This window comes from Streptomyces sp. NPDC001903 (assembly GCF_042891345.1).
Classification (GTDB): Bacteria; Actinomycetota; Actinomycetes; order Streptomycetales; family Streptomycetaceae; genus Streptomyces.
The window spans coordinates 316,155-337,792 of the sequence record NZ_JBIASZ010000006.1 but is presented as its reverse complement, the minus strand read 5'-3'; the positions used below and the strand labels follow the sequence as shown (position 1 = coordinate 337,792).

Annotated in this window: 15 protein-coding genes; 6 read left to right on the top strand and 9 right to left on the bottom strand. The window is 73.4% G+C overall.

Going from position 1 to position 21,638, the window contains the following annotated elements; all coding sequences use genetic code 11:
* Positions 1 to 86 precede the first annotated feature (86 nt).
* From ACFYZS_RS16960 to ACFYZS_RS16945, 4 genes are all read right to left on the bottom strand, one after another.
* Positions 87 to 1,733, bottom strand: coding sequence for a serine/threonine-protein kinase (locus ACFYZS_RS16960; RefSeq protein WP_389012401.1), 1,647 nt, complete (start codon positions 1,731 to 1,733; stop codon positions 87 to 89).
* A gap of 124 nt (positions 1,734 to 1,857) precedes the next feature.
* On the bottom strand, positions 1,858 to 4,692 hold the full coding sequence (locus ACFYZS_RS16955) for a serine/threonine protein kinase (RefSeq protein ID WP_389012399.1): 2,835 nt from the start codon (positions 4,690 to 4,692) through the stop codon (positions 1,858 to 1,860).
* 168 nt (positions 4,693 to 4,860) lie between these two features.
* Positions 4,861 to 7,437, bottom strand: coding sequence for a protein kinase (locus ACFYZS_RS16950; RefSeq protein ID WP_389012397.1), 2,577 nt, complete (start codon positions 7,435 to 7,437; stop codon positions 4,861 to 4,863).
* A 161-nt stretch (positions 7,438 to 7,598) separates the two neighbouring features.
* Positions 7,599 to 9,305, bottom strand: coding sequence for a glycerol-3-phosphate dehydrogenase/oxidase (locus tag ACFYZS_RS16945; protein WP_389012394.1), 1,707 nt, complete (start codon positions 9,303 to 9,305; stop codon positions 7,599 to 7,601).
* A gap of 300 nt (positions 9,306 to 9,605) precedes the next feature.
* Here ACFYZS_RS16945 and ACFYZS_RS16940 point away from each other — a divergent pair, with 300 nt between their 5' ends.
* The 4 genes from ACFYZS_RS16940 (at position 9,606) to ACFYZS_RS16925 (ending at position 14,404) form a co-directional block, all read left to right on the top strand.
* Positions 9,606 to 10,877: a nucleotide sugar dehydrogenase gene (locus ACFYZS_RS16940; protein ID WP_389012391.1), complete on the top strand. Its 1,272-nt coding sequence runs from the start codon at positions 9,606 to 9,608 to the stop codon at positions 10,875 to 10,877.
* A 140-nt stretch (positions 10,878 to 11,017) separates the two neighbouring features.
* The gene (locus ACFYZS_RS16935) at positions 11,018 to 11,521 is read left to right on the top strand and encodes a hypothetical protein (protein ID WP_389012388.1); all 504 of its coding nucleotides are present in this window, start codon (positions 11,018 to 11,020) and stop codon (positions 11,519 to 11,521) included.
* Positions 11,522 to 11,687: 166 nt separating this feature from the next.
* On the top strand, positions 11,688 to 12,668 hold the full coding sequence (locus tag ACFYZS_RS16930; protein ID WP_389012385.1) for a hypothetical protein: 981 nt from the start codon (positions 11,688 to 11,690) through the stop codon (positions 12,666 to 12,668).
* The gene (locus tag ACFYZS_RS16925; RefSeq protein ID WP_389012383.1) at positions 12,665 to 14,404 is read left to right on the top strand and encodes a M16 family metallopeptidase; all 1,740 of its coding nucleotides are present in this window, start codon (positions 12,665 to 12,667) and stop codon (positions 14,402 to 14,404) included. Before ACFYZS_RS16930 ends, ACFYZS_RS16925 begins: the two co-directional genes overlap by 4 nt.
* Positions 14,405 to 14,470: 66 nt before the next feature.
* On the opposite strand, the gene ACFYZS_RS16920 is transcribed toward ACFYZS_RS16925, so the two are convergent.
* From ACFYZS_RS16920 to ACFYZS_RS16905, 4 genes are all read right to left on the bottom strand, one after another.
* Positions 14,471 to 15,595 (bottom strand): GuaB3 family IMP dehydrogenase-related protein, encoded by a 1,125-nt coding sequence (locus ACFYZS_RS16920; RefSeq protein ID WP_389012380.1) that lies wholly within the window; start codon positions 15,593 to 15,595, stop codon positions 14,471 to 14,473.
* Between the two features lie 136 nt (positions 15,596 to 15,731).
* Positions 15,732 to 17,231 carry an IMP dehydrogenase gene (gene guaB, locus ACFYZS_RS16915; RefSeq protein ID WP_389012377.1) on the bottom strand — a complete coding sequence of 500 codons (1,500 nt, stop codon included), beginning with the start codon at positions 17,229 to 17,231 and terminating at the stop codon, positions 15,732 to 15,734.
* A 111-nt stretch (positions 17,232 to 17,342) separates the two neighbouring features.
* Positions 17,343 to 17,972 carry a sigma-70 family RNA polymerase sigma factor gene (locus tag ACFYZS_RS16910; protein WP_030864315.1) on the bottom strand — a complete coding sequence of 210 codons (630 nt, stop codon included), beginning with the start codon at positions 17,970 to 17,972 and terminating at the stop codon, positions 17,343 to 17,345.
* 389 nt (positions 17,973 to 18,361) lie between these two features.
* Entirely contained in the window at positions 18,362 to 18,973 is a 612-nt protein-coding gene (locus ACFYZS_RS16905; protein ID WP_003948568.1) for a response regulator transcription factor, read from the bottom strand.
* Between the two features lie 379 nt (positions 18,974 to 19,352).
* Between ACFYZS_RS16905 and ACFYZS_RS16900 the strand changes: the two genes are divergently transcribed.
* Complete coding sequence (locus ACFYZS_RS16900; RefSeq protein WP_030864318.1) at positions 19,353 to 19,679, top strand: WhiB family transcriptional regulator; 327 nt, start codon at positions 19,353 to 19,355, stop codon at positions 19,677 to 19,679.
* 124 nt (positions 19,680 to 19,803) lie between these two features.
* Here the strand turns inward: ACFYZS_RS16900 and ACFYZS_RS16895 are convergent, their stop codons facing one another.
* Positions 19,804 to 20,721 (bottom strand): LysR family transcriptional regulator, encoded by a 918-nt coding sequence (locus tag ACFYZS_RS16895; RefSeq protein WP_389012374.1) that lies wholly within the window; start codon positions 20,719 to 20,721, stop codon positions 19,804 to 19,806.
* Positions 20,722 to 20,801: 80 nt separating this feature from the next.
* On the opposite strand from ACFYZS_RS16895, the gene ACFYZS_RS16890 reads away from it, so the two are divergent.
* The gene (locus ACFYZS_RS16890) at positions 20,802 to 21,509 is read left to right on the top strand and encodes an MOSC domain-containing protein (RefSeq protein ID WP_389012371.1); all 708 of its coding nucleotides are present in this window, start codon (positions 20,802 to 20,804) and stop codon (positions 21,507 to 21,509) included.
* The last annotated feature ends 129 nt before the right edge of the window (positions 21,510 to 21,638 follow it).

Sequence of the window (21,638 nt, the reverse complement as noted above, 5' to 3'; positions counted from 1 at the left end):
AGCGTATTCCGCCCGGGGGGCTTTGGGTACCCGTCGGTAACCGGATTTTGCCATTTCTGCCAGCGATCGCTGGCAGGGTGGCGGAATCAGGGCTTCGCGGCGGGCGGCTTCCAGCCGCTGAGCGCCACGTCGAACTGCTGCTCGATCGTGGCCCAGTCGGCGGTCGGGCTTGAGATGTAGACCGCGTACTCGGTGCCGTCCGGGGCGATGTACATCTGCTCCTTCGCCCGGCGCGGACCCGGGTAGGTCTGCTTCTCCGTGTAGGTGAACTCCCAGAGCGCGGCCCGGGTGCTGTCCCGGAAGGTGTTCTGGTTCAGCCGCACCTTCTTGTAGTCCATCCGCTTCGCCACCTGCGTCTCCAGGTCGAGCAGGTGCGCGTACGGGTCCCGGTAGTCCGGGGTGGGGTCGGCGGCGATGCGGATGAAGTGCTTCCCGTCGTCCGGGGTGTAGTCGATCTGGTCGCCGTTCGCCTTGCGCGTCCAGCCGTCCGGGACGAACAGCGTGAAGCCGGCCAGGGGGTCGACGACCTTGGTGTAGCCGGCGGGCGGGGCGGGCTCGTCGGCCCCGTCCTGGCGGCCCGGGGCGCTCGCGTTCTTGTCGCCGCCGCCGTTGCCCGCATCGTCCCCGGTGAACTTCAGGACGCCGAAGACGGCGCCGCCGCCGACCAGCGCCGCCACGAGGGCGATGGCGGCGGCACGCTTGATCCAGCCGCCGCCCGGGGCCGCTGGCGCGGGGCCGGGCTGTTCGGGCAGAGCCGCGGTGCGCGCCGAGTCGGGCGCGGCAGCGTGGGCGGGCGCCGGGGCGGGCGCCGCTTCCGGCTTCGCCTCCTCGGCGTCGGAGGCGTCGGCGAGTTCCTCCGGGGTCACCGCGCGCGTGGGCACGTACGCCTGCGCCGCCTTCGGCTGCCGGCCCTCCATCGCCTCGATCAGCATCCGCTCGGTCTCCTGCGCCGAGGGCCGCCCGTCGGGGTCCTTGCGCAGCAGCGCCGTGATGACCGGGCCCAGGGCACCCGCCTGGCGCAGCGCCGGCGGCTCGTCGTTGACGACGGCCTGGAGGCTGGAGATGGGCGAGGTGCGGCGGAACGGCGAGCGCGCCTCGACCGCCGTGTACAGGGTCGCGCCGAGCGACCACAGGTCGGACGCGGTGCCGGGGGTTCCGCCGGTGACCCGCTCCGGGGCCAGGTAGTCGATGGAGCCGACGATCTCGCCGGTCCGCGTGATGGAGGAGTCGCCCTCGATCGCGGCGATCCCGAAGTCCGTGAGCAGGACCCGGCCGTCCTTGGCGAGCAGCACGTTGCCGGGCTTGACGTCCCGGTGCAGGACGCCGACCGCGTGCGCGGCGCGCAGGGCACCCAGGACGTGAAGGCCGATCCGGGCCGCCTCGGGGGGCTCGATGCGGCCGGCCGCCTTGGCCGCGTCCGCGAGGGAGGGCCCGTCGATGTACTCCATGACGATCCACGGCCGGTCGTCGTGCTCCAGTACGTCGTGGACCACCACGACCGCCGGGTGCTGGATCCTGGCCGCGGCCCGGGCCTCCTTCTGGGTCCGGGCGTGCAGCACCTCCCGGTCGGCCTGCGCCACGTACAGACCCGCCGTCAGTTCCTTGACGGCGACGGTCCTGTGCAGCAGCTCGTCATGCGCGCGCCACACCTTGCCCATGCCGCCGCTGCCGATGGGCTCCACGAGCCGGTACCGGCCAGCGAGCACCGCGCCCGCACCTGTCTGCTGTTCCACGAAACCCCGCCACTCTGTGCACTTCGGGCCAGATTACGGAGCGCCCGGGGCTCCTGGAACCGTGAAGGCGCGGTTCCGGCAGCACTGTGACGCAATCGCCGTACTGAGTCACCGTCAGTCGGCCTCAGCCGCCCGATTTGTAACTCCCCGTGGCCTTTTCGAAGACCTCGGTGACCTTGCCCTCCCCGTCCTGCGGACCGGTCACCATGACCACGTGGTAGCTGCCGCCGAGCGCCACGACGAAATTCCGGGCGACGACGCTGCGGCCGTTGCCGTCGATCCACGTATAGCGTCCGGTGACGCGGAGTTGGTCGCCGACCTTGGTGGTCTTGACGTCGCCGCCGCTGGCCCAGGTGGAGGACCGGTAGGGGGCCAGCTCCGGCTCCTTGTCCTTCTGGTACGTCGCCGGGTCGGGATTGCCCTCGACCTTGTCCCGGCCGGGGACCACGGTCAGGACGTACTGGCCGTCGGTGTACCGGACCTGCCCCGCCTCGTTCATCCCGCGCCGCTCCCAGCCGCTCGGGACCGCGATCTCGAAGTGCTCGGGGTCCTGCTGGGTGGTGTAACCGGGCGGGGCGGAGGCGGGTGCGGCGGTGGCGGCCGGGGGCTGGCTGGGCGAGGGCTTCGGCGACGCGGAGGGCGAAGGCGCCCCGGACGGCGCCTGCGTGGGGGTCTTGGCGGCGGCGGGCTGCTGCTCGGACCGCTCGGGCAGGAAGAGGAGGGCGTAGGCGACGGCTCCGGCGAGCAGGGCCAGGACGCCCAGGAGCAGGCTGCGCCCCAGGGAGCGGGGCTTGCGGGAGGCGGCGGGATTGCGGTGGCGGCCGTGCAGGTCGCCGCGCCGGCGTACGACGGGCAGCCGCGCGGGATCGGGTTCCGGCATCGGGAGCGCGCCGGAGCCGCCGTCCGGCTCGGGGGCGGACCGTACGAGCGAGCGCAGCCAGCCGCGCAGCTCCTCGAAGTCGGGGCGCTCGGTGGGGTCCTGGCGCAGCAGCGACTCCACGACGGGACGCAGCGGGCCGCACTCCTCGGCGAAGGCGGGGGATTCCGCGCAGACCATGTCGACGAGCTCGGTGACGCTGTCCTCGGGGTACGGGGCGTGCCCCTGGACGGCGCGGTACAGCAGCGCGCCGAGCCCCCAGAGGTCGGTGGCGGGCCCGACGGGCGCGGCCAGCTGCCAGGGGCCGGTGACGGACCCGGCCTGCTCGGGAGCCCACCGCTCTGTGACGGCTCCGACGACGGCCATCCGGGTCAGCCGGGCCCGCTCGGCCCCCAGCCCGCGAAGCCCGCCCTCGCCCTCGCCCCCGCCCCACCCCTCGCCCGACGCCCCGGGCCGACCGGGCCGACCGGGCCGGACCTGGTCGGCCGACGGGGCTTCCGGGCCTCCGGCGCCCCGGGGCGCGCCCTGCCCGGGGCCCTGCCGGTCATCCGGCCGCCCGGGGAGCACGTACGGGGCCGGGCCCGGGGTGCCGTAGCCGTTCGGCAGGGGCCGGCCGGGGTCGCCGGACGGCAGGTACGAGGCCATGGTCGGGCCCTCGGCGCCCTGCGGCCCGGGCTGCCCGGGCTGCCCGGGCTGCCCGGGCTGCCCGGGCAGGGCGTACGGCGCCGCGGCCGGTTCCGGGGCCTCGGCCTGGCGGTAGCCCTCGGGCAGGGCCAGTTGTGCGGGCAGCGCGGGACGGGCCGGCGCCTGCTCGGGCCGCGACTCGGGCTGCGGCGACGGCTCGGGCCGCGGCTCGGGGTCCGGTGCCGGCTCGGGTACGGGCGCCGGTTCGGGTACGGGCTCCGGAGCCGGCTCCGACGGCCCGGCCGGCGGCAGTGCGGCCTGCCGACGCGGTGTGGCCCCGTGCCACGGCGCACTCGTACCGCCCGCCGGCCCTCCGTACGGGTACGAGTACCCCTGCGGGAGGTTCGACCCCTGCGGCCTCGGCTCCGGCGCCGGCTCGGAGCCGCCCCTGCGCTGCTCGGTGACGCGCGCGGCGGCGGCCTGCGCCCCGGCCCGGTACGCGGCGATGGCCCCGGCCCGGGCGGCGGCCTTCAGGTCGGGCCGCTCCTGCGCCGACCCGGGGGTGATGTGGTCGGAGTACCGCGGGCCGGTGTCGTACCCGGGCGCCACGAGCGGCGCGTAACCGCCCGCGCCCGGAGCGCCCTCCGCCCCGTCGCCCGCCGACCCGGTCCGTGCGGCGAGCCCCGCACCGGGAGCCGCGTCCCGGTCCCGGGCGGCCCCGCCGGAGTTCGGTACCGGCCCGGGCGCCGCGTCCCGCCCCGGAGCACCGCCCGCGGTGGCCGTGGCCCCGGCCCCGCCCGGACCGGCAACGGAACTCGGTTCCCGGACCCAGCCCTTGACCGGGGGCGACGGGGCGTCCCAGGCCTCGGCAGGGGCCGACGCGGACTCCGGGGGCACCGGGTCGTAGCCGCACAGGGCGTCCTCCGCGGCGCCCGCCGCCAGGCCCGTCAGAACGACCCGGCCGTCATCGCATATCAACACGGTCCGGACCGTGATGTTCCGGTGCGTCCACCCGTGCGCGTGCAGGACCCGCAGGGCGGTCAGCACGTCCGCCGCCACCTCCGCCGCCCGGTACGGGCTCAGCGGTTCCTCGGCGATCAGCGCGGCCAGCGGACGCGCGGGGACCAACTCGCTCACTATCCACAGGGACCCGCCCTCGGCGAACACGTCGAAGACCTGGTCCAGCCGCGGATGGTCCGGCACGGACGCGGCCGCCTGCGCGGCGGCGATCGCCCGGCGCACGGCCGGGAGTTCTCCCCCGGCGGCCGCCGGGGGCCCCGGCGTCCGCCCGTCCGGCAGCTCGGCGTCCACGATCTCCGGTAACGGCACCTGCCGTACCAGGACTTCCTGCCCGCTGCGCGTGTCGAAGGCGCGGGTCTCGACCAGTTCGTACTCGTCCGACGGCGGCAGCGGCAGACGGTAGCGGCCGGCCAGGATCCGGCCCGCGTAGTCCTCCACTTCGCCTCCCCCGAGTGCCGGGGCGCACGTCCCCCATGGCCCCACTGCCACGATACGTCGCGCAGGCCGCCCGCGTCCCGGGCCTGGAAAGGCTCGTCACCCGTCAGTGCGAGGGCCGCCACCGCGGCGGACGCGGCGGCGCGTCACCCGTCGATCCGGCGGGGCGGTTCAGCCCAGGGGCTGGAACGTCTGGAACGCCGTGTTGCGCATCGTCGTGCACTCCGGGGCGTCCCATTGGTCCGCCTGGCAGCTGATCATGATGGCGTATCCGTGCTTCGCGTCCACCTTGAAGCCGCGGTTGAGCACGCGGACCTTGATGCCCTTCTGCTCCCGCTCGAACTCCCAGTCCGCGACGGTCGGGTAGCCGTTGTACTCCGTCGGGTCGATCCGGATCGTCCGGTAGTTCGTGCTGGAGCTCGCGGTTCCGGCGACCGCCTCGGCCCATGCGGCGCGGGCGTCGTTGCCGGGGCTGTTGGTGTAGTCGACCTGGATGCGCGGGAAACCGCCGTCGCGGCTGTATATGGCGCCGGAGTTCTCGCCGGCTATGCCCGTCACCTTGAAGCCCGAAGGCATCGCCATCGAGAAGTGGAAGCCGGGGTCCGTCACCTTCGCGTAGCCGTCGGGGAGCCCGGCTCCGGGACCGCCCGGAGCCGAGCCCTGGCCCTGGCTCTGGTTCTGGCCCTGACCCTGGCTCTGGCCCTGCTGCCCGCCCGGGGACTGCCCCTGGCTCGGCTCGCCGCTTGCGCTGCCGGTACCGCCCTTGCCCGTCGTGGCGTTGGTCTCGCCGGTCTTGGCGGACGGGGACGGGTTCGGGCTGCCGGAGACCGTCGTGGCCGGACCGCCCTTGCCCTCTTCCTTCTTCTTGTCCGGCGCGTCGTCACCGCTGAACGCGTAGGCGATGAGCGAGCCGATCACGGCGAGCGCGACGACCACGCCCGCTATCGCGAGGGCGATCGTACGGCGGGACATGACGTCGGTGAGCGGCGCCGCCACCGGCGAGGGCCGGCCCGGCTTCGGCGCGGGGACGGGGGACTCGGCGGCCGTGGCCGCCGTGGCCGCCGCCGCGGCGGCCGCGGCCTTGCGGGTCGCCTTCAGCGCCGCGCGGGCCCGTTCGCGCTGCTCGCGCTCGAGCCGCTCGCGCTCCTTCTTCTCCGCCTTCTCGGCCTTCTCCGCGGCCCGTTCGGCCGCCTTCTCGGCGGCGGCCTTCGCCACGGCCTCCTTGGCGTCGGCCAGCGAGATCTGCCGGGTCTCCTCGACGGCCGGGGCGAGGACCGGGGCGGCCACCGGCTCCGGCGCGTTGACGACGGCGGTGAGCATCGCCCGTGCGCGGTCGTCGTCGAGACGGCGGGCCGGGTCCTTGGCCAGCAGGCCGTAGATGACCTCGGTCAGCGGGCCGGCGTTCTTGGGCGGCTCCACCGGCTCGGTCATCACGGCGGTGAGGGTGGCGAGCGCGGAGCCCTTGTCGTACGGGGGCACGCCCTCGACGGCGGCGTACAGCAGTCCGCCGAGGGACCACATGTCGGCGGGCGGGCCCGGCTTCTGGCCGCGGGCGCGCTCGGGGGAGATGTACGAGGGGGCGCCGACGAGCATGCCGGTGGAGGTGACGGAGGGGTCTCCCTCGACCTGGGCGATGCCGAAGTCGGTGAGCACGACCCGGCCGGTGCGGGCGATGAGGACGTTGGACGGCTTGACGTCCCGGTGCAGGATGCCCTGGCCGTGCGCGGCACGGAGCACGTCGAGGACGGCGAGGCCGACCTCGGCGGCGCGGTGGGGGGTCAGCGGGCCGTTCTCACGGATGAACTCGGCGAGCGAGGGGCCCTCGATGAGCTCCATCACGATCCACGGGCGCGCGTCCTCGTCGACGACGTCGAAGACGGTGACGGCGCCGCCGCTGCGGATCCGGGCGATGGCCTTGGCTTCGCGGAGGGTACGGGTGATGAGGCGGCGCTTCTCGTCCTCGTCGACACCGGTACTGAAGCGGAGTTCCTTGACGGCGACGGTCCGGCCGAGGGTCTCGTCCTCGGCGCGCCAGACGGTGCCCATGCCGCCCTTGCCGAGCACTTCGCGCAGCCGGTAGCGCCGCGCGAGCAGGCGCCCCTCGTCCTGCCCGCCCTCGGCGGCCTTGGCCGCGGCGGCCTTGACGGCGGCGGCGACGGCATCGGCCTTCTCGACGACGGAGTTGCCCGCGGCGGGCCTCTTGTCCTCCACCGCCTCGGCGGCAGGCTTGCCGAGGTCCGGCTTCGCCGCGGCCGCGGCCGCGCGCTTCCCGCCCTCGGACGCGGACTCCCCGGCTCTACCCGCGCCGGCCACCGAGTCGGCGGCGCCGGCCTTGGCCAGGTCTGCCTTGACCACGTCGACCTTGTCCGGCTCGGCCTTGCCCGCACCGGCCTTGGCCAGGTCGGGCTTGGCCGGCTCGGCCTTGGCCGGATCGGGCTTGACCATGTCGGCCTTGTCCGGCTCGGGCTTGCCCGCACCGGTCTTGGCCAGGTCGGCCTTGGCCGCAGCCGGCTCCTCGTCCTTCGGTTCCGCCGACCCGGCAGTCGCCGCGGCGGACTCGTCCCGGTCGGGCTTCGCCGCGTCAGGGCCCGCCGCGGGCGCGGCGTCAGGCTTCTCGGGGCCCGGCTTCACCGCCGACGGAACGGCCGGCTCCGCCACGGGCGAGACGGCAGGCTTCGCCGCACGCGCAGCCTCCTGCTTCGCCGCAGGCGACTCGGCGGGCGACTCGGTGTGCTCCGGCTTCGACATGCGTCCCCTCTGCGATCGTGCCGCCTGCTGCCCCCGGGAACCCCGGTGGCCCGCTCCGGGAGAACCCGTGCGGTAACCCGCCCCGGCAGAACCCTCATTGTTCCTCACTCCGCAACGGACGGGCGCCCCGGGTCCGCGGTTCCGCCCTCCGCGTCCCGGAGTTACAACGGAACGATGTCGGGCGCCCCCAACCGCGCCGCATCCGCCGTCTGGTCGTCCGGCTGGCGCTGCGATTCCCGTTCCGCCTGCACCCGCTTCTCGTAGTGTTCCACTTCCTTCTCGATCTGCTGCTTGTCCCACCCCAGAACCGGAGCCATCAGCTCCGCGCACTCCCGCGCGGACCGCGTCCCGCGGTCGAACGTCTCGATCGAGATCCGCGTCCGGCGCGTCAGCACGTCGTCCAGATGCCGCGCCCCCTCGTGCGAGGCCGCGTACACGACTTCCGCCCGCAGGTAGTCGTCCGCCCCGCCCAGCGGCTGCCCCAGTCCCGGGTCCGCCGCGATCAGGTCCAGCAGTTCGTCCGTCATCGAGCCGTACCGGTTCAACAGGTGCTCCACCCGCGCCACATGAAGGCCCGTCCGGGCCGCGATCCCGGCCCGCCCGTTCCACAGCGCCCGGTACCCCTCCGCCCCCACCAGCGGCACATCCTCCGTCACGCACTCGGCGACCCGCTGGTCCAGCCCGTGCACCGCCTCGTCCACCGCGTCCTTCGCCATCACCCGGTACGTCGTGTACTTGCCGCCCGCCACGACCACGAGCCCCGGTACGGGATGCGCCACCGTGTGCTCGCGCGAGAGCTTGCTCGTCGCGTCCGATTCCCCGGCCAGCAGCGGCCGCAGGCCCGCGTACACCCCCTGGACGTCGTCCCGCGTCAGCGGCACCGCCAGCACCGAGTTCACGTGCTCCAGCAGGTAGTCGATGTCCGCGCTCGACGCCGCCGGATGGGCCTTGTCCAGGTCCCAGTCCGTGTCCGTGGTCCCCACGATCCAGCTGCGGCCCCACGGGATGACGAACAGCACGGACTTCTCCGTCCGCAGGATCAGCCCCGTCGAGGAGTGGATCCGGTCCTTCGGTACGACCAGATGGATGCCCTTCGACGCCCGGACGTGGAACTGCCCGCGCTCCCCGATCAGCGCCTGCGTGTCGTCCGTCCACACCCCTGTCGCGTTCACGATCTGGCGCGCGCGGATCTCGTACTCGCCGCCGCCCTCCACGTCCCGCACGCGCGCCCCGACGACCCGCTCGCCCTCGCGCAGGAAGTCGACCACCCTCGCCCGGTTGGCGCACTGCGCCCCGTACGCCGCCGCCGTCCGCACCAGCGTGGCCACGTACCGCGCGTCGTCCATCTGGGCGTCGTAGTACTGCAGGGCCCCCACCAGCGCGTCCTTGCGCAGCGCGGGGGCGACCCGCAGCGCGCGCTTGCGGGAGAGGTGCCGGTGCACCGGCAGCCCCCGCCCGTGCCCGCTGGAGACCGACATCGCGTCGTACAGCGCGACGCCCGATCCGGCGTAGAGGCGCTCCCAGCCCTTGTGCTGCAGCGGGTACAGGAACGGCACGGGCTTCACCAGGTGCGGAGCCAGCCGCTCCAGGAGCAGGCCGCGCTCCTTCAGGGCCTCCCGCACGAGGGCGAAGTCGAGCATCTCCAGATAGCGCAGGCCGCCGTGGATCAGCTTGCTCGACCGGCTGGAGGTGCCGGACGCCCAGTCCCTGGCCTCCACCAGCCCCGTCGAGAGCCCTCTGGTCGCGGCGTCGAGCGCGGTGCCGGCGCCGACCACGCCCGCGCCCACCACCAGCACGTCCAGTTCCCGCTCGGCCATCCGGGCGAGCGCCTCTTCACGCTGGATCGGCCCCAGTGTCGCTGTCCTCACGGCTGCCTCCCGTCGGTGCGGGTCATCCCCGCTCGGTGCGGGTCGTCCCCGCTCGGCGCAGGTCCTTCCCGCTCGGTGCGGGTGACCCCGCTCACATCCCCCGCTCACGATTCTGACCCGCCGTACCGACATCAGCCACCGCCTGTGGACAACACAACGGTGACCATCACCCCGTAATACGACACATCGGTCATATATACGCCTAGTCTGACATCGCGCCAGCTCCACACTCCACCTGCACGGTCCACAGGAGTTGCGCACCCAGCCCCCTCATGCATGTCAGGGAAGGGACGGCACCCCATGCCCGCAGATCTCGCCGTCATCGGACTCGGCCACCTCGGCCTCCCGCTGGCCCAAGCGGCCGTCGCCGCCGGAATCGAGACGGTCGGCTACGACAGCGGTCCGGCGACGGCCGCAGCCACGGGACCCACCGGGGCCACGGCCGCCGCCACGGACTCCACCCTCACCGCCGCCGAGATCCGCCGCATGTCGGCCGCCGGCTTCCGGATCACCACCAACCCCGCCGAACTCGGCCGGGTCCGCACCGCCGTCATCTGCGCCCCCACCCAACTCGGTGCCGACCGCGCGCTCGACCTCTCCGCTGTCGGCGAGGCGGGCCGCACGCTCGCCGCCCGGCTGCGCCCGCACACCACCGTCATCCTCGAATCCGCCGCGCACCCGGGGGTCACCGAGGACTACCTGCGCCCCGTCCTGGAGGAGGGCTCCGGCCTGCGCGCCGGCCGGGACTTCCACCTCGCCTACTCCCCCAGCCGCCTCGACCCCGGCAACCGGACGCACGGCATCGCCAACACCCCCAAGGTGATCGGCGGCCTCACCCCCGCCTGCACCGAGTCCGCGCACGCCTTCTACGCCCGCCTCACAGAGAAGGTGGTCCGGGCGCGCGGCCTGCGCGAGGCCGAGACCGTGCAGCTGCTGGAGACCAACTACCGGCACGTCAACATCGCCCTCATGAACGAGATGGCGGTGCTCTGCCACGACCTCGGCGTCGACCTCTGGGACGTCATCCGCTGCGCCGAGACCAAGCCGTACGGGTTCCAGGCCTTCCGGCCCGGCCCGGGGGTCGGCGGCCGCAGCGTCCCCCTCGACCCCAACTACCTCCCCCACACCACCCGCACCCCGGGCCACCCCCTGCGCATGGTCGGCCTGGCGCAGGAGATCAACGGCCGGATGCCCCAGTACGTCATCCAACGCTCCGCCACCCTGCTGAACGAGCACGGGAAATCGGCCCGCGGCGCCCGGGTCCTGCTGCTCGGCGTCACGTACAAGCCGGACCTCGGCGACCAGGAGGGCTCGCCGGCCCGCGAGATCGCCAGCCGGCTGCTCGACCTCGGGGCGCTGGTCAGCTACCACGACCCGTACGTCGCCGGATGGCGCGTCAGGGACCGGCCCGTGCCCCGTGCCGAATCGTTGTACGAGGCCGCCGCGAACGCCGATCTGACGATCCTGCTGCAGCACCACCGCACCTACGACCTCCAAGGCCTCGCGGTGAAGGCACAGTTGCTGCTCGACACCCGCGGGGCCAGCCCGGCGGGGGCGGCCCACCGGCTCTGACCGGGACGGACCCCGCCCGGAAAAGGCGTCAGCGGATGTCGGAGCCGCCTGCTAGCCTGCGGCGACTTATCTCATCCATACGTCCCCGGCCGACCTCCGCGGACACCCGTATGCCCGAATCCCTGGGGGGGATTTCCACCATGAGCCAGCACATCCAGCCGCCCGCGCCCGAGTCCGACGCCGCCGCCGGCTCCGCGATCCCGGACGCCGCCGTCCCGTACCCCGCCGAGCCCGCCCGCACGGGCAACATCGGCCTGGGCATCGCCGCGGCCGTGGTCGCCGCCCTGGTCGCGGCCGCCGCGTACGGCGGGATCATGAACGCGATCGACCGCCAGGTCGGCTACGCGGCGGTCGGCGTCGGCCTGCTGATCGGCTTCGCCGCCGGAAAGCTCGGCGGCCGGAACCCGGTGCTCCCCGTGGTCGGCGCGGTCCTCTCCCTCGGCGCCGTCTACCTCGGCCAGCTGTTCTTCATCGCGCTGGCCCTGGCCGACTACGGCAACGTCGGCCTCGGCGAGGTCCTCGACAAGGCGGGCGTCGGCGGCCTGAACGACATCTGGCAGGAGGGCGCGGACGCGATGGACTACGTCTTCCTCGCCATCGGCGGCTTCGTGGCCTTCGGCGCCGCGAAGAAGGCCAGCGACTGAGGCTCCGCCCGACCGACGACGCCGGACCGGCCGCAGCGCGGCCGCCCGGCGTCGCGGCCATGCCCGTCGGCCGGCTGTGCGGCCGGCCCGCCGCACAGCGCTGAGCAGGCACGATCGCGATCAAACCCCTGTTGACGGCTTGATCACCGGCCATATGATCCGCCGCGTGTCCGCTCATCCTCCGCTCGGCCGGCCCGTGTTCGAACCCGCCGACCGCATCCCCGCCCTCACCACCCTGCGTGGCCACGTCCACGGCCGGAACTGGGACGCCGTCGCCGGCTCCTTCGCCGCGCTCACCGACGAGGACGACCGTGCCCTCGCCTGCCGCGTCGTCGCCGAACAGCAGAACGCCGAGCCGTTCCTCAACCAGGCCATGGCCGGCGACCCGCGCGATCCGCTCGCCCGGACCCTGCTCGCCGACCGGCTGATCCAGATCGGCTGGGGCATCCGCACGGGCCACCGGGCCCAGCACGTCTCGCGGGAGCAGTTCCAGCAGTTCCACGCCTTCCTTCGGCGCGCCGAGATCCTGCTCATCGACGTCTGCGCCGAGTACCCCGACCACGCCCTCGCCTGGTACCTGCGCGTCATCACCTCGCGCGGCCTCCAACTCGGCGCGGGCGAAACCCGGCGCCGCTACGAGCGGCTCGCCGAGCACCACCCGCACCACTACAGCGGCCAGCAGCAGCTGCTCCAGCAGATCTGCCCCAAGTGGGGCGGCAGCTGGGAGTCCGCGCACGGCTTCGCCGAGGAGTGCGCGAAGGCCGCGCCGCCCGGCGGCCCGAACGGCGCCCTGGTCGCCATCGCGCAGATGGAGCACTACCTGGAGCTGCGGGAGAAGCAGGGCGACAAGGTCGCAGAAACGTATCTGCGCGGTGCGGACGCCCACCAGGCCCTCCTCGACGCCGCCGCCCGCTCGGTCCTGCACCCCGCCGCCCGCGCCGACGCGTTCCAGCTCGTCGGCGCGCACAGCGCGTTCGCCGCCGCCCACTGCGCGGCCGGCCGGCACGCCGAGGCCGCTCCGCACTTCCGCGCCCTCGGCGACCGTGCGAGCGAGTTCCCGTGGGGCTACCTCGGCGGCTACGACCACGAAGCCGAATTCGTCCGCCACCGCAAGACCGCCCTGGCGAAGGGCCGAGGGACACCATGACCACGCACGAAACCGCCTCCGCGACCGACACCGACGGCATCACCGAAACCACGGTGGACGGCATCCGCACCGTCCTCGCCCCCCGCTCGGGACTGCTCACCGCCGGGCTCCTCTTCCGCGTCGGACGCGCCGACGAGACCCTCGCCACCAGCGGCATCACCCATCTGGTCGAGCACCTCGCCCTGCACCGGCACGGCCTCGGCGACCTGCACTACAACGGGGCCACCGCCGCCACGTACACCCACTTCCACGTCACCGGCACCCCCGCCGACGTGGTCGAGTACCTCAACGGCGTGTGCGCGGCGCTGCGCGACCTGCCGATGGACCGGCTGGAGACCGAGAAGGAGATCCTGCGCACCGAGGCCGCCGGCAGGAGCCACGGCCCGGGCCAGGCCGCCGCCCTGTGGCGCTACGGATCCCGCTCGTACGGACTCGTCGGCTACGCCGAGGCGGGCCTGCACCGCCTGACCGCGGACGACGTCCGCGCGTGGGCGCGGACCCGGTTCACCGCCGAGAACGCCGTCCTGTGGATCACCGGCGACCGCGTCCCCGAGGGCCTCGACCTCACGCTCCCGACCGGCGCGTGGCACCCGGCCCCGGCCGCCACCTCCGCGCTGCCCGTCACCCCCGCCTACTTCCAGGGCGACGACGGCGGGGTCGTCCTGACCGCCGTCGTGCCCCGCTCCACCGAGGCGGGGCTGTTCGCCGAGGTCCTGGGCAAGGAGCTGTTCCGCGAGCTGCGCCAGAAGAGCGGCTACTCGTACACCGCGACCGCCGACTACTCCTCCCGCGACACCGACTCCGCGACCGTCACCGCGATGGCCGACGCCCTCCCGCAGAAGCAGGACGCCCTGGTCGGCGCGTTCATCGACGTGTTCGCGAAGCTGCGGGCCGGCCGGATCGACCAGGCCGACCTGGACGCCGTACGGGCCTCCGCGCTGGCGCAGTTCGACACGCCGGAGCTCGCCGCCTGCCTGCTTCCCGGGCACGCCATGAACCTGCTGCTGCGCCACCGCAACCTCACCGCCGCCGAGGCCAGGGCCGAGATCGAGGCGGTCACCGTCGCCGACCTCCACCGGGTCGCGCGCGCCGTGTGGGACGACGCCCTGATGCAGGTGCCCGGCCGGGGCGTGGACTGGGCGGGCCTGGCGGCAGCGCCCACCGAGTCCGCCGGGATCGCCACCGGACGGCGCTACTCCGCCGTGAATGAGGGCAACGGCTCCCTGCTCCTCGGGAGGGAGGGCATCAGCCTCGTGGCGCCGCGGGGCCAGGTCACCATCCCGTACGCCGACTGCACGCTGATGCAGGTCTACCCCGACGGCGCCCGCCACCTCGTGGGCGCCGACGGCTTCACCCTCACCATCGAGCCGACCCTGTTCCACGTCACCGCGGCCGAACTCGCCGCGCTGGACCGCGTGGTCCCGGCCGCCTCCGTGGTCCGCATGCCGCCGCGCGATCCGGAGCGCATCCCGCAGCCGCGCAAGACCGCCCCGAAGGCCGAGCCCGGCACGGCCCGGCACACCTGGTTCACCGTGCTGCTGTGGGTCCTCGGCATCCCCGCGGTCCTGGTGGGCGGCTTCACCGCGCTGCTCGCCTACGTGGCGACCCGGACCGCCGGGGACGGAGGCATCCCCGCCGAGGACGCGCGCTTCCTGTTCGCTTGCCTGATCCTCTCGGCGGTGTTCGTGATCCCCTGGAGCATCCTCGTGCGCCGCCGCAAGCAGGGCCTGAACTGAACCGAACGCCGAAGGGCCGGCTCCCGATCCGAGGAGCCGGCCCTTCGCGCACGTACGGCGTACGGGTCAGCGGCTGTGCTGCGAGTCCGCGATCGTGACCTCGACCCGCTGGAACTCCTTGAGCTCGCTGTAGCCCGTGGTGGCCATCGAGCGGCGCAGCGCGCCGAAGAGGTTCATCGAGCCGTCCGGGGTGTGCGACGGCCCGGTGAGGATCTCCTCGGTGGTGCCGACCGTACCCAGGTCGACCTTCTTGCCGCGCGGCACGTCCTCGTGGACGGCCTCCATGCCCCAGTGGTGGCCCTTGCCGGGCGCGTCGGTGGCACGGGCCAGCGGGGAGCCCATCATCACGGCGTCGGCGCCGCAGGCGACGGCCTTGGGGAGGTCGCCGGACCAGCCCACGCCGCCGTCGGCGATGACGTGCACGTAGCGGCCGCCGGACTCGTCCATGTAGTCGCGGCGGGCCGCGGCCACGTCCGCGACGGCGGTGGCCATCGGGACCTGGATGCCGAGCACGTTGCGCGTGGTGTGCGCGGCGCCGCCGCCGAAGCCGACGAGGACGCCGGCCGCGCCGGTGCGCATCAGGTGCAGGGCCGCGGTGTAGGTGGCGCAGCCGCCGACGATGACCGGGACGTCGAGCTCGTAGATGAACTGCTTGAGGTTCAGCGGCTCGGCGGCGCCGGAGACGTGCTCCGCGGACACGGTGGTGCCGCGGATCACGAAGATGTCCACGCCCGCGTCGACGACGGCCTTGGAGAACTCGGCGGTGCGCTGCGGGGAGAGCGCGGCGGCGGTCACGACACCGGAGTCGCGGACCTCCTTGATGCGCCGGCGGATCAGGTCCGCCTGGATCGGGGCGGAGTAGATCTCCTGGAGACGGCGCGTGGCGGCGTCCTCGTCCAGCTCCGTGATCTCGTCGAGCAGCGGCTGCGGGTCCTCGTACCGGGTCCACAGGCCTTCGAGGTTCAGCACGCCGAGGCCGCCGAGCTCGCCGATGCGGATGGCGGTCTGCGGGGAGACGACCGAGTCCATGGGGGCGGCGAGGAACGGGAGCTCGAAGCGGTAGGCGTCGATCTGCCAGGCGATCGAGACCTCCTTCGGGTCCCGCGTACGCCGGCTCGGGACGATGGCGATGTCGTCGAACGCGTACGCCCTGCGGCCGCGCTTGCCGCGCCCGATCTCGATCTCAGTCACGTGTGGTGGCCTTTCCTCTGGGTCTGCCCGTCCAGTATCCCCGAACCCCGGCGCCCCGCGTTCCGGTGACCGCTGTACGGACGCAACGCGAAGGGGGCGGGTCCGGCCGGACCCGCCCCCTTCGCTCGCTGTGGGCTCAGCCCTTGCGGCTGTAGTTCGGCGCCTCGACCGTCATCTGGATGTCGTGCGGGTGGCTCTCCTTGAGGCCCGCCGAGGTGATGCGGACGAAGCGGCCGCGGTCCTGGAGCTCCGGCACCGTGCGGCCGCCGACGTAGAACATCGACTGGCGCAGGCCGCCGACGAGCTGGTGCACGACCGCGGAGAGCGGGCCGCGGTACGGGACCTGGCCCTCGATGCCCTCGGGGATGAGCTTGTCGTCGCCGCCCACGCCCTCCTGGAAGTAGCGGTCCTTGGAGAAGGAGCGCTGGTCGCCGCGGGACTGCATCGCGCCGAGCGAGCCCATGCCGCGGTAGGACTTGAACTGCTTGCCGTTGATGAAGAGCAGCTCGCCCGGGGACTCCTCGCAGCCCGCGAGCAGCGAGCCGAGCATCACCGTGTCGGCGCCCGCGACGAGCGCCTTCGCGATGTCGCCGGAGTACTGCAGGCCGCCGTCGCCGATGACCGGGACGCCGGCCGCCTTCGCGGCGAGCGAGGCCTCGTAGATGGCGGTGACCTGCGGGACGCCGATGCCGGCGACGACGCGGGTGGTGCAGATGGAGCCGGGGCCGACGCCGACCTTGATGCCGTCGCAGCCGGCGTCGATCAGCGCCTGGGCGCCGTCGCGGGTGGCGACGTTGCCGCCGATGACGTCGACGGAGGCGTTCGACTTGATCTTGGCGACCATGTCGCCGACCAGGCGGGAGTGGCCGTGGGCGGTGTCGACGACGATGAAGTCGGCGCCCGCCTCGATCAGCGCCTGGGCGCGGTCGTACGCGTCGCCGGCGACGCCGACGGCGGCGCCGACCAGGAGGCGCCCGTCCTTGTCCTTGGCCGCGTTCGGGTACTTCTCGGCCTTGACGAAGTCCTTGACCGTGATGAGGCCCTTGAGGATGCCCGCGTCGTCGACCAGCGGCAGCTTCTCGATCTTGTGGCGGCGCAGCAGCTCCATGGCGTCCACGCCGGAGATGCCGACCTTGCCCGTGACCAGCGGCATCGGGGTCATGACCTCGCGCACCTGGCGGCTGCGGTCCGACTCGAAGGCCATGTCGCGGTTGGTGACGATGCCGAGCAGCTTGCCCGCGGAGTCGGTGACCGGGACGCCGGAGATGCGGAACTTCGCGCAGAGCTGGTCGGCCTCGCGGAGCGTCGCGTCGGGGTGCACCGTGATCGGGTCGGTGACCATGCCGGACTCGGAGCGCTTGACCAGGTCGACCTGGTTGGCCTGGTCGGCGATCGACAGGTTGCGGTGCAGTACGCCGACGCCGCCTTGGCGGGCCATCGCGATGGCCATGCGGGCCTCGGTGACCTTGTCCATGGCGGCGGACAGCAGCGGGACGTTCACGCGGACGTTGCGCGAGATGAGGGAAGAGGTGTCGATCTCGTCGGGCGCCATGTCCGACGCGCCCGGCAGCAGCAGGACGTCGTCGTAGGTCAGTCCGAGCGTGGCGAATTTGTCGGGCACTCCGTCGGCGGTCATGACACCTTCCCAAATGGTCTTGCTCAGCGCGGATGTCCATGCTAACGGGATCCCGACGCGTCTCATTCCACGACCAAGGTCAAGCAGAAGATTCGTCTGTTCCTACGAATCTCACTGCTCGGCGAGCGCGCGCAGCCGGCTGAGCGCGCGGTGCTGCGCCACCCGCACCGCGCCGGGGGACATCCCGAGCATCTGCCCGGTCTCCTCGGCCGTCAGGCCGACCGCCACCCGCAGGACGAGGAGCTCGCGCTGGTTCTCCGGAAGGTTGGCCAGCAGCTTCTTGGCCCAGGCGGCGTCGCTGCTCAGCAGCGCCCGCTCCTCCGGGCCCAGCGAGTCGTCCGGCCGCTCCGGCATCTCGTCGGAGGGCACGGCCGTACTGCCCGGATGGCGCATGGCGGCCCGCTGCAGGTCGGCGACCTTGTGCGCGGCGATGGCGAAGACGAAGGCCTCGAAGGGCCGGCCGGTGTCCCGGTAGCGCGGCAGCGCCATCAGGACGGCGACGCAGACCTCCTGCGCGAGGTCCTCCACGAAGTGGCGGGCGTCGCCCGGGAGCCGCGAGAGCCGGGTTCTGCAGTAGCGGATGGCGAGCGGGTGCACGAAGGCGAGCAGGTCGTGCGTCGCCTGCTCGTCACCCTCGACCGCTCGGCGTACGAGCGCGCTGACGGCCCCGGCGCTGCCGCTTTTGGCGGCGCCGGTGGAGCCTGTGGCCGTGGGTGACCCCTGGGCCTCGTCGTCGCGCATCAATCCATGGTGCCTTGGCGCCGGAGCATTCGCGCCGCCACGGCCCGTGTTGTGCGTCGAAGCGTTATGAGCGGGTGCGCCTGAGCTCGTCACTGCACCCTCCCCTCCCGCTCGACCGAATACTCCCCGAGGCCCCATCCCAGAAAATGCGCCACACCTCAAGCATGCGGCATCGCGCGCGAAGCGACACGTCCCCCGATTGTGCCCCGCCCGTCCCCGGGTACGCACCGGGTACGGCGGGACGGAATCGGACGACGCCGCGGCGGGCGCACGACGGGCACGCGCGGGGAAGGCCGGGGACGGCCGCAGGCGGCCGGGCGCACCGCGCGCCGCCCCGCCCGCCGGTGGCGGACGGGACCGCTCTCAGCGTCCGGCCTGCGGCCTCGCGGTCAGCGGACCAGGCCCCAGCGGAACCCGAGCGCCACGGCGTGCGCCCGGTCCGAGGCGCCCAGCTTCTTGAACAGCCGGCGGGCGTGCGTCTTGACCGTGTCCTCGGAGAGGAAGAGCTCTCGCCCGATCTCCGCGTTGGACCGACCGTGACTCATGCCCTCCAGCACCTGGATCTCGCGCGCGGTGAGCGTGGGCGCGGCGCCCATCTCGGCCGAGCGGAGCCGGCGCGGGGCCAGTCGCCAGGTCGGGTCGGCGAGGGCCTGGGTGACCGTGGCCCGCAGTTCGGCGCGCGAGGCGTCCTTGTGCAGATAGCCCCGGGCTCCGGCGGCGACCGCGAGGGCCACCCCGTCCAGGTCCTCGGCGACCGTCAGCATGATGATGCGGGCGCCCGGATCGGCCGAGAGCAGCCGGCGCACCGTCTCCACACCGCCCAGCCCCGGCATCCGTACATCCATCAAAATCAGGTCGGAGCGGTCGGCACCCCAGCGGCGGAGGACTTCCTCGCCGTTGGCAGCCGTCGTCACACGCTCGACGCCGGGCACGGTGGCAACCGCGCGACGGAGCGCCTCTCGGGCAAGCGGGGAGTCGTCGCAGACGAGGACGGAAGTCATGACCGCCCTCCGCAGCTGCTGATGCGCGTCACCTTGAGCCTCCAGGCTGGTACGTATCGTCACCTGTGCGGTCGATGCCCCCGGACACCTGTCCGAGAACTTCTTGGTTCAACCGCCTTCGCACTCTCAACGATGGTCACTCGAAAGAGTTACGGGTCGGACGGACACCTTCGGCACTCTACGTGAGGAAGCGATCACGACGCGGGTGCCACTCTCGGCGTGTCCTCCATCTGGAGCTATGCCCTATTTGGCGGCTTTTCTTCCGTTTGGCACGTGTCTGAGGCTAGATTCCCAATGAGTCATATTTACATCTACTACGACAGTAGGTGTGGAGACTTGGACCGTATCCGTCTCAGTACCGGCACCAAGAGGACTACCCATGGCAGATTTCTCCCGCCTCCCCGGACCGAACGCCGACCTCTGGGACTGGCAGCTGCTGGCCGCCTGCCGGGGGGTCGACAGCTCCCTCTTCTTCCACCCGGAAGGCGAGCGGGGCGCGGCGAGGAGTGCGCGCGAGGCCTCGGCTAAAGAGGTCTGCATGAGATGCCCGGTGCGCTCGGAATGCGCCGCGCACGCACTGGCCGTCCGCGAGCCCTACGGGGTGTGGGGCGGTCTCACCGAGGATGAGCGCGAAGAGCTGATGGGACGCGCGCGCCACCGCCTGATCCCCGCTTCGAGCACGATCGGACCCCTTCCGCCGCACTGATCCGCGAGGCGACGAAACGTACGAAGGAACGTTTCACCAGCCTGCTCGCGGAGCCGAACCGACCGGGAACGTCACGCGATCGGCCGTACCGCGCCACGTCGAGTCGACGCCGTGCGCCGTACGGTCAGCGCGTGGCGGCCCGCTCCAGCTCGGCCAGGGTCGCCGCCACGGCCGGTACGCGCGCCAGGTCGGGCAGGGTCAGCGCCACGACCTCCCGCTCCACCGCCGGCTCCACGGCCACCGTGCTCACGCCCTTGGCCCGTACGGACTCCACCGCCAGCTCCGGCAGCACGGCGACGCCGAGCCCGGCGCCGACCAGGCCGACCACGGCCGGGTAGTCGTCGGTCGCGAAGTCGATGCGCGGGGTGAAGCCCACCTCCTCGCACACCTCCACCAGGTGGCGGCGGCAGCGCGGACAGCCCGCGATCCAGGGCTCGTCGGCCAGTTCCGCCATGCCCACCCGCTCGGCCCCCGCCAGCCGGTGCCCCTCGGGGACCAGCCCGACGAGCCGGTCCGTGAGCAGCGGCCGCACCACGAGGTCCTCCCACTCGCCCTCGGCGGCCGAACCGGAGGCCGCCGGGGACACCGAGCCGTACCGGAAGGCCAGCGCCAGATCGCAGTCGCCCTCGCGCAGCATCTCCACCGACCGCGGCGGCTCCGCCTCGACCAGCGAGATCCGGGTGCCGGGATGCTCGGCGCGCATCGCGGCCAGCGCGGTCGGCACCAGCGTGGAACTGCCGCTGGGGAAGGACACCAGCCGGACCCGGCCCGCGCGCAGCCCGGCGATGGCGGCGACCTCCTCCTCGGCGGCGGTCAGCCCGGCGAGGATCCCGGCGGCGTGCCGGACCAGGGCCGTACCGGCCTGGGTCAGCCGCATCTCGCGGCCGGCGCGGACGAGCAGCGGGGTGCCGGCCGACTGTTCCAGCGCCTTCATCTGCTGGGAGACGGCGGGCTGGGTGCAGCCGAGCTCGCGGGCGGCGGCGGAGAAGGAGCCGGTGCCGGCGACGGCGCGCAGCACCCGGAGATGACGTGCCTCGATCATCCTTTGAGCATAAGCCAGGCTTTGAGCGAAGCGCGAATATTCCCTCGCCTCTTTGAGGAGGCTGGATTACCGTGGCCCGCATGGCCCCCACTGCTCCCGGCGCGCCCGCTGCCGCCCCGCGCATCGTCTCCGTGAACCTCGGCCGTGCGACGGCCGTCGACCACACCGACGCGGAGGGCGGGCTGACCGGCATCGGCAAGCGCCCCGTCCCCGGTCCGGTCCACGTGTTCCCGCCCGGGCCCAAGGGCATCGGCGCCAGCGGCCTCGAGGGCGACGCCGTCTGCGACCTGCGCCACCACGGCGGGGACCACCAGGCCGTCTACGCCTACGCGCGCGAGGACCTCGACTGGTGGGAGGGCGAGCTGGACCGCGAACTGCCCGCCGGGCTCTTCGGCGAGAACCTCACCACCTCGGGACTGGAGCTGACGGGCGCGCGCCTCGGCGAGCGCTGGCGGGTCGGCTCGGGCGGGCTCGTCCTCGAAGTGGCCTCGGCCCGCATCCCGTGCCGCACCTTCCAGGGCGCCCTCGGCGAGAAGGGCTGGGTCAAGCGGTACACGCGGGCCGCGCGCCCGGGTGCGTACCTGCGCGTGGTCCAGGAGGGGCCGGTCTCCCCCGGCGACCGCGTCGAGATCGTCCACCGCCCGGACCACGACGTGACGGTGGAGCTCTGGTTCCGGGCCTTCACCACCGAGCGGTCGCTGCTCGCGCGCACGCGTGCGGCGGGCGCGGCGATGGCTCCGCAGTGGCACGAGATGGCCCTCGCCCACCTGGAGAAGTACGGGCAGTAGGACGGAAGTAGCGGCGCACACGGCCACGAGCAGGGGCTTTCGTAGCCGGAAGTAGCGGTTCCGCAGCGGGAAGCGACGGTGCGCGCCGCCGACGATCACGAAGGTGTACCGCCCGGCGGGCTCCCCTTG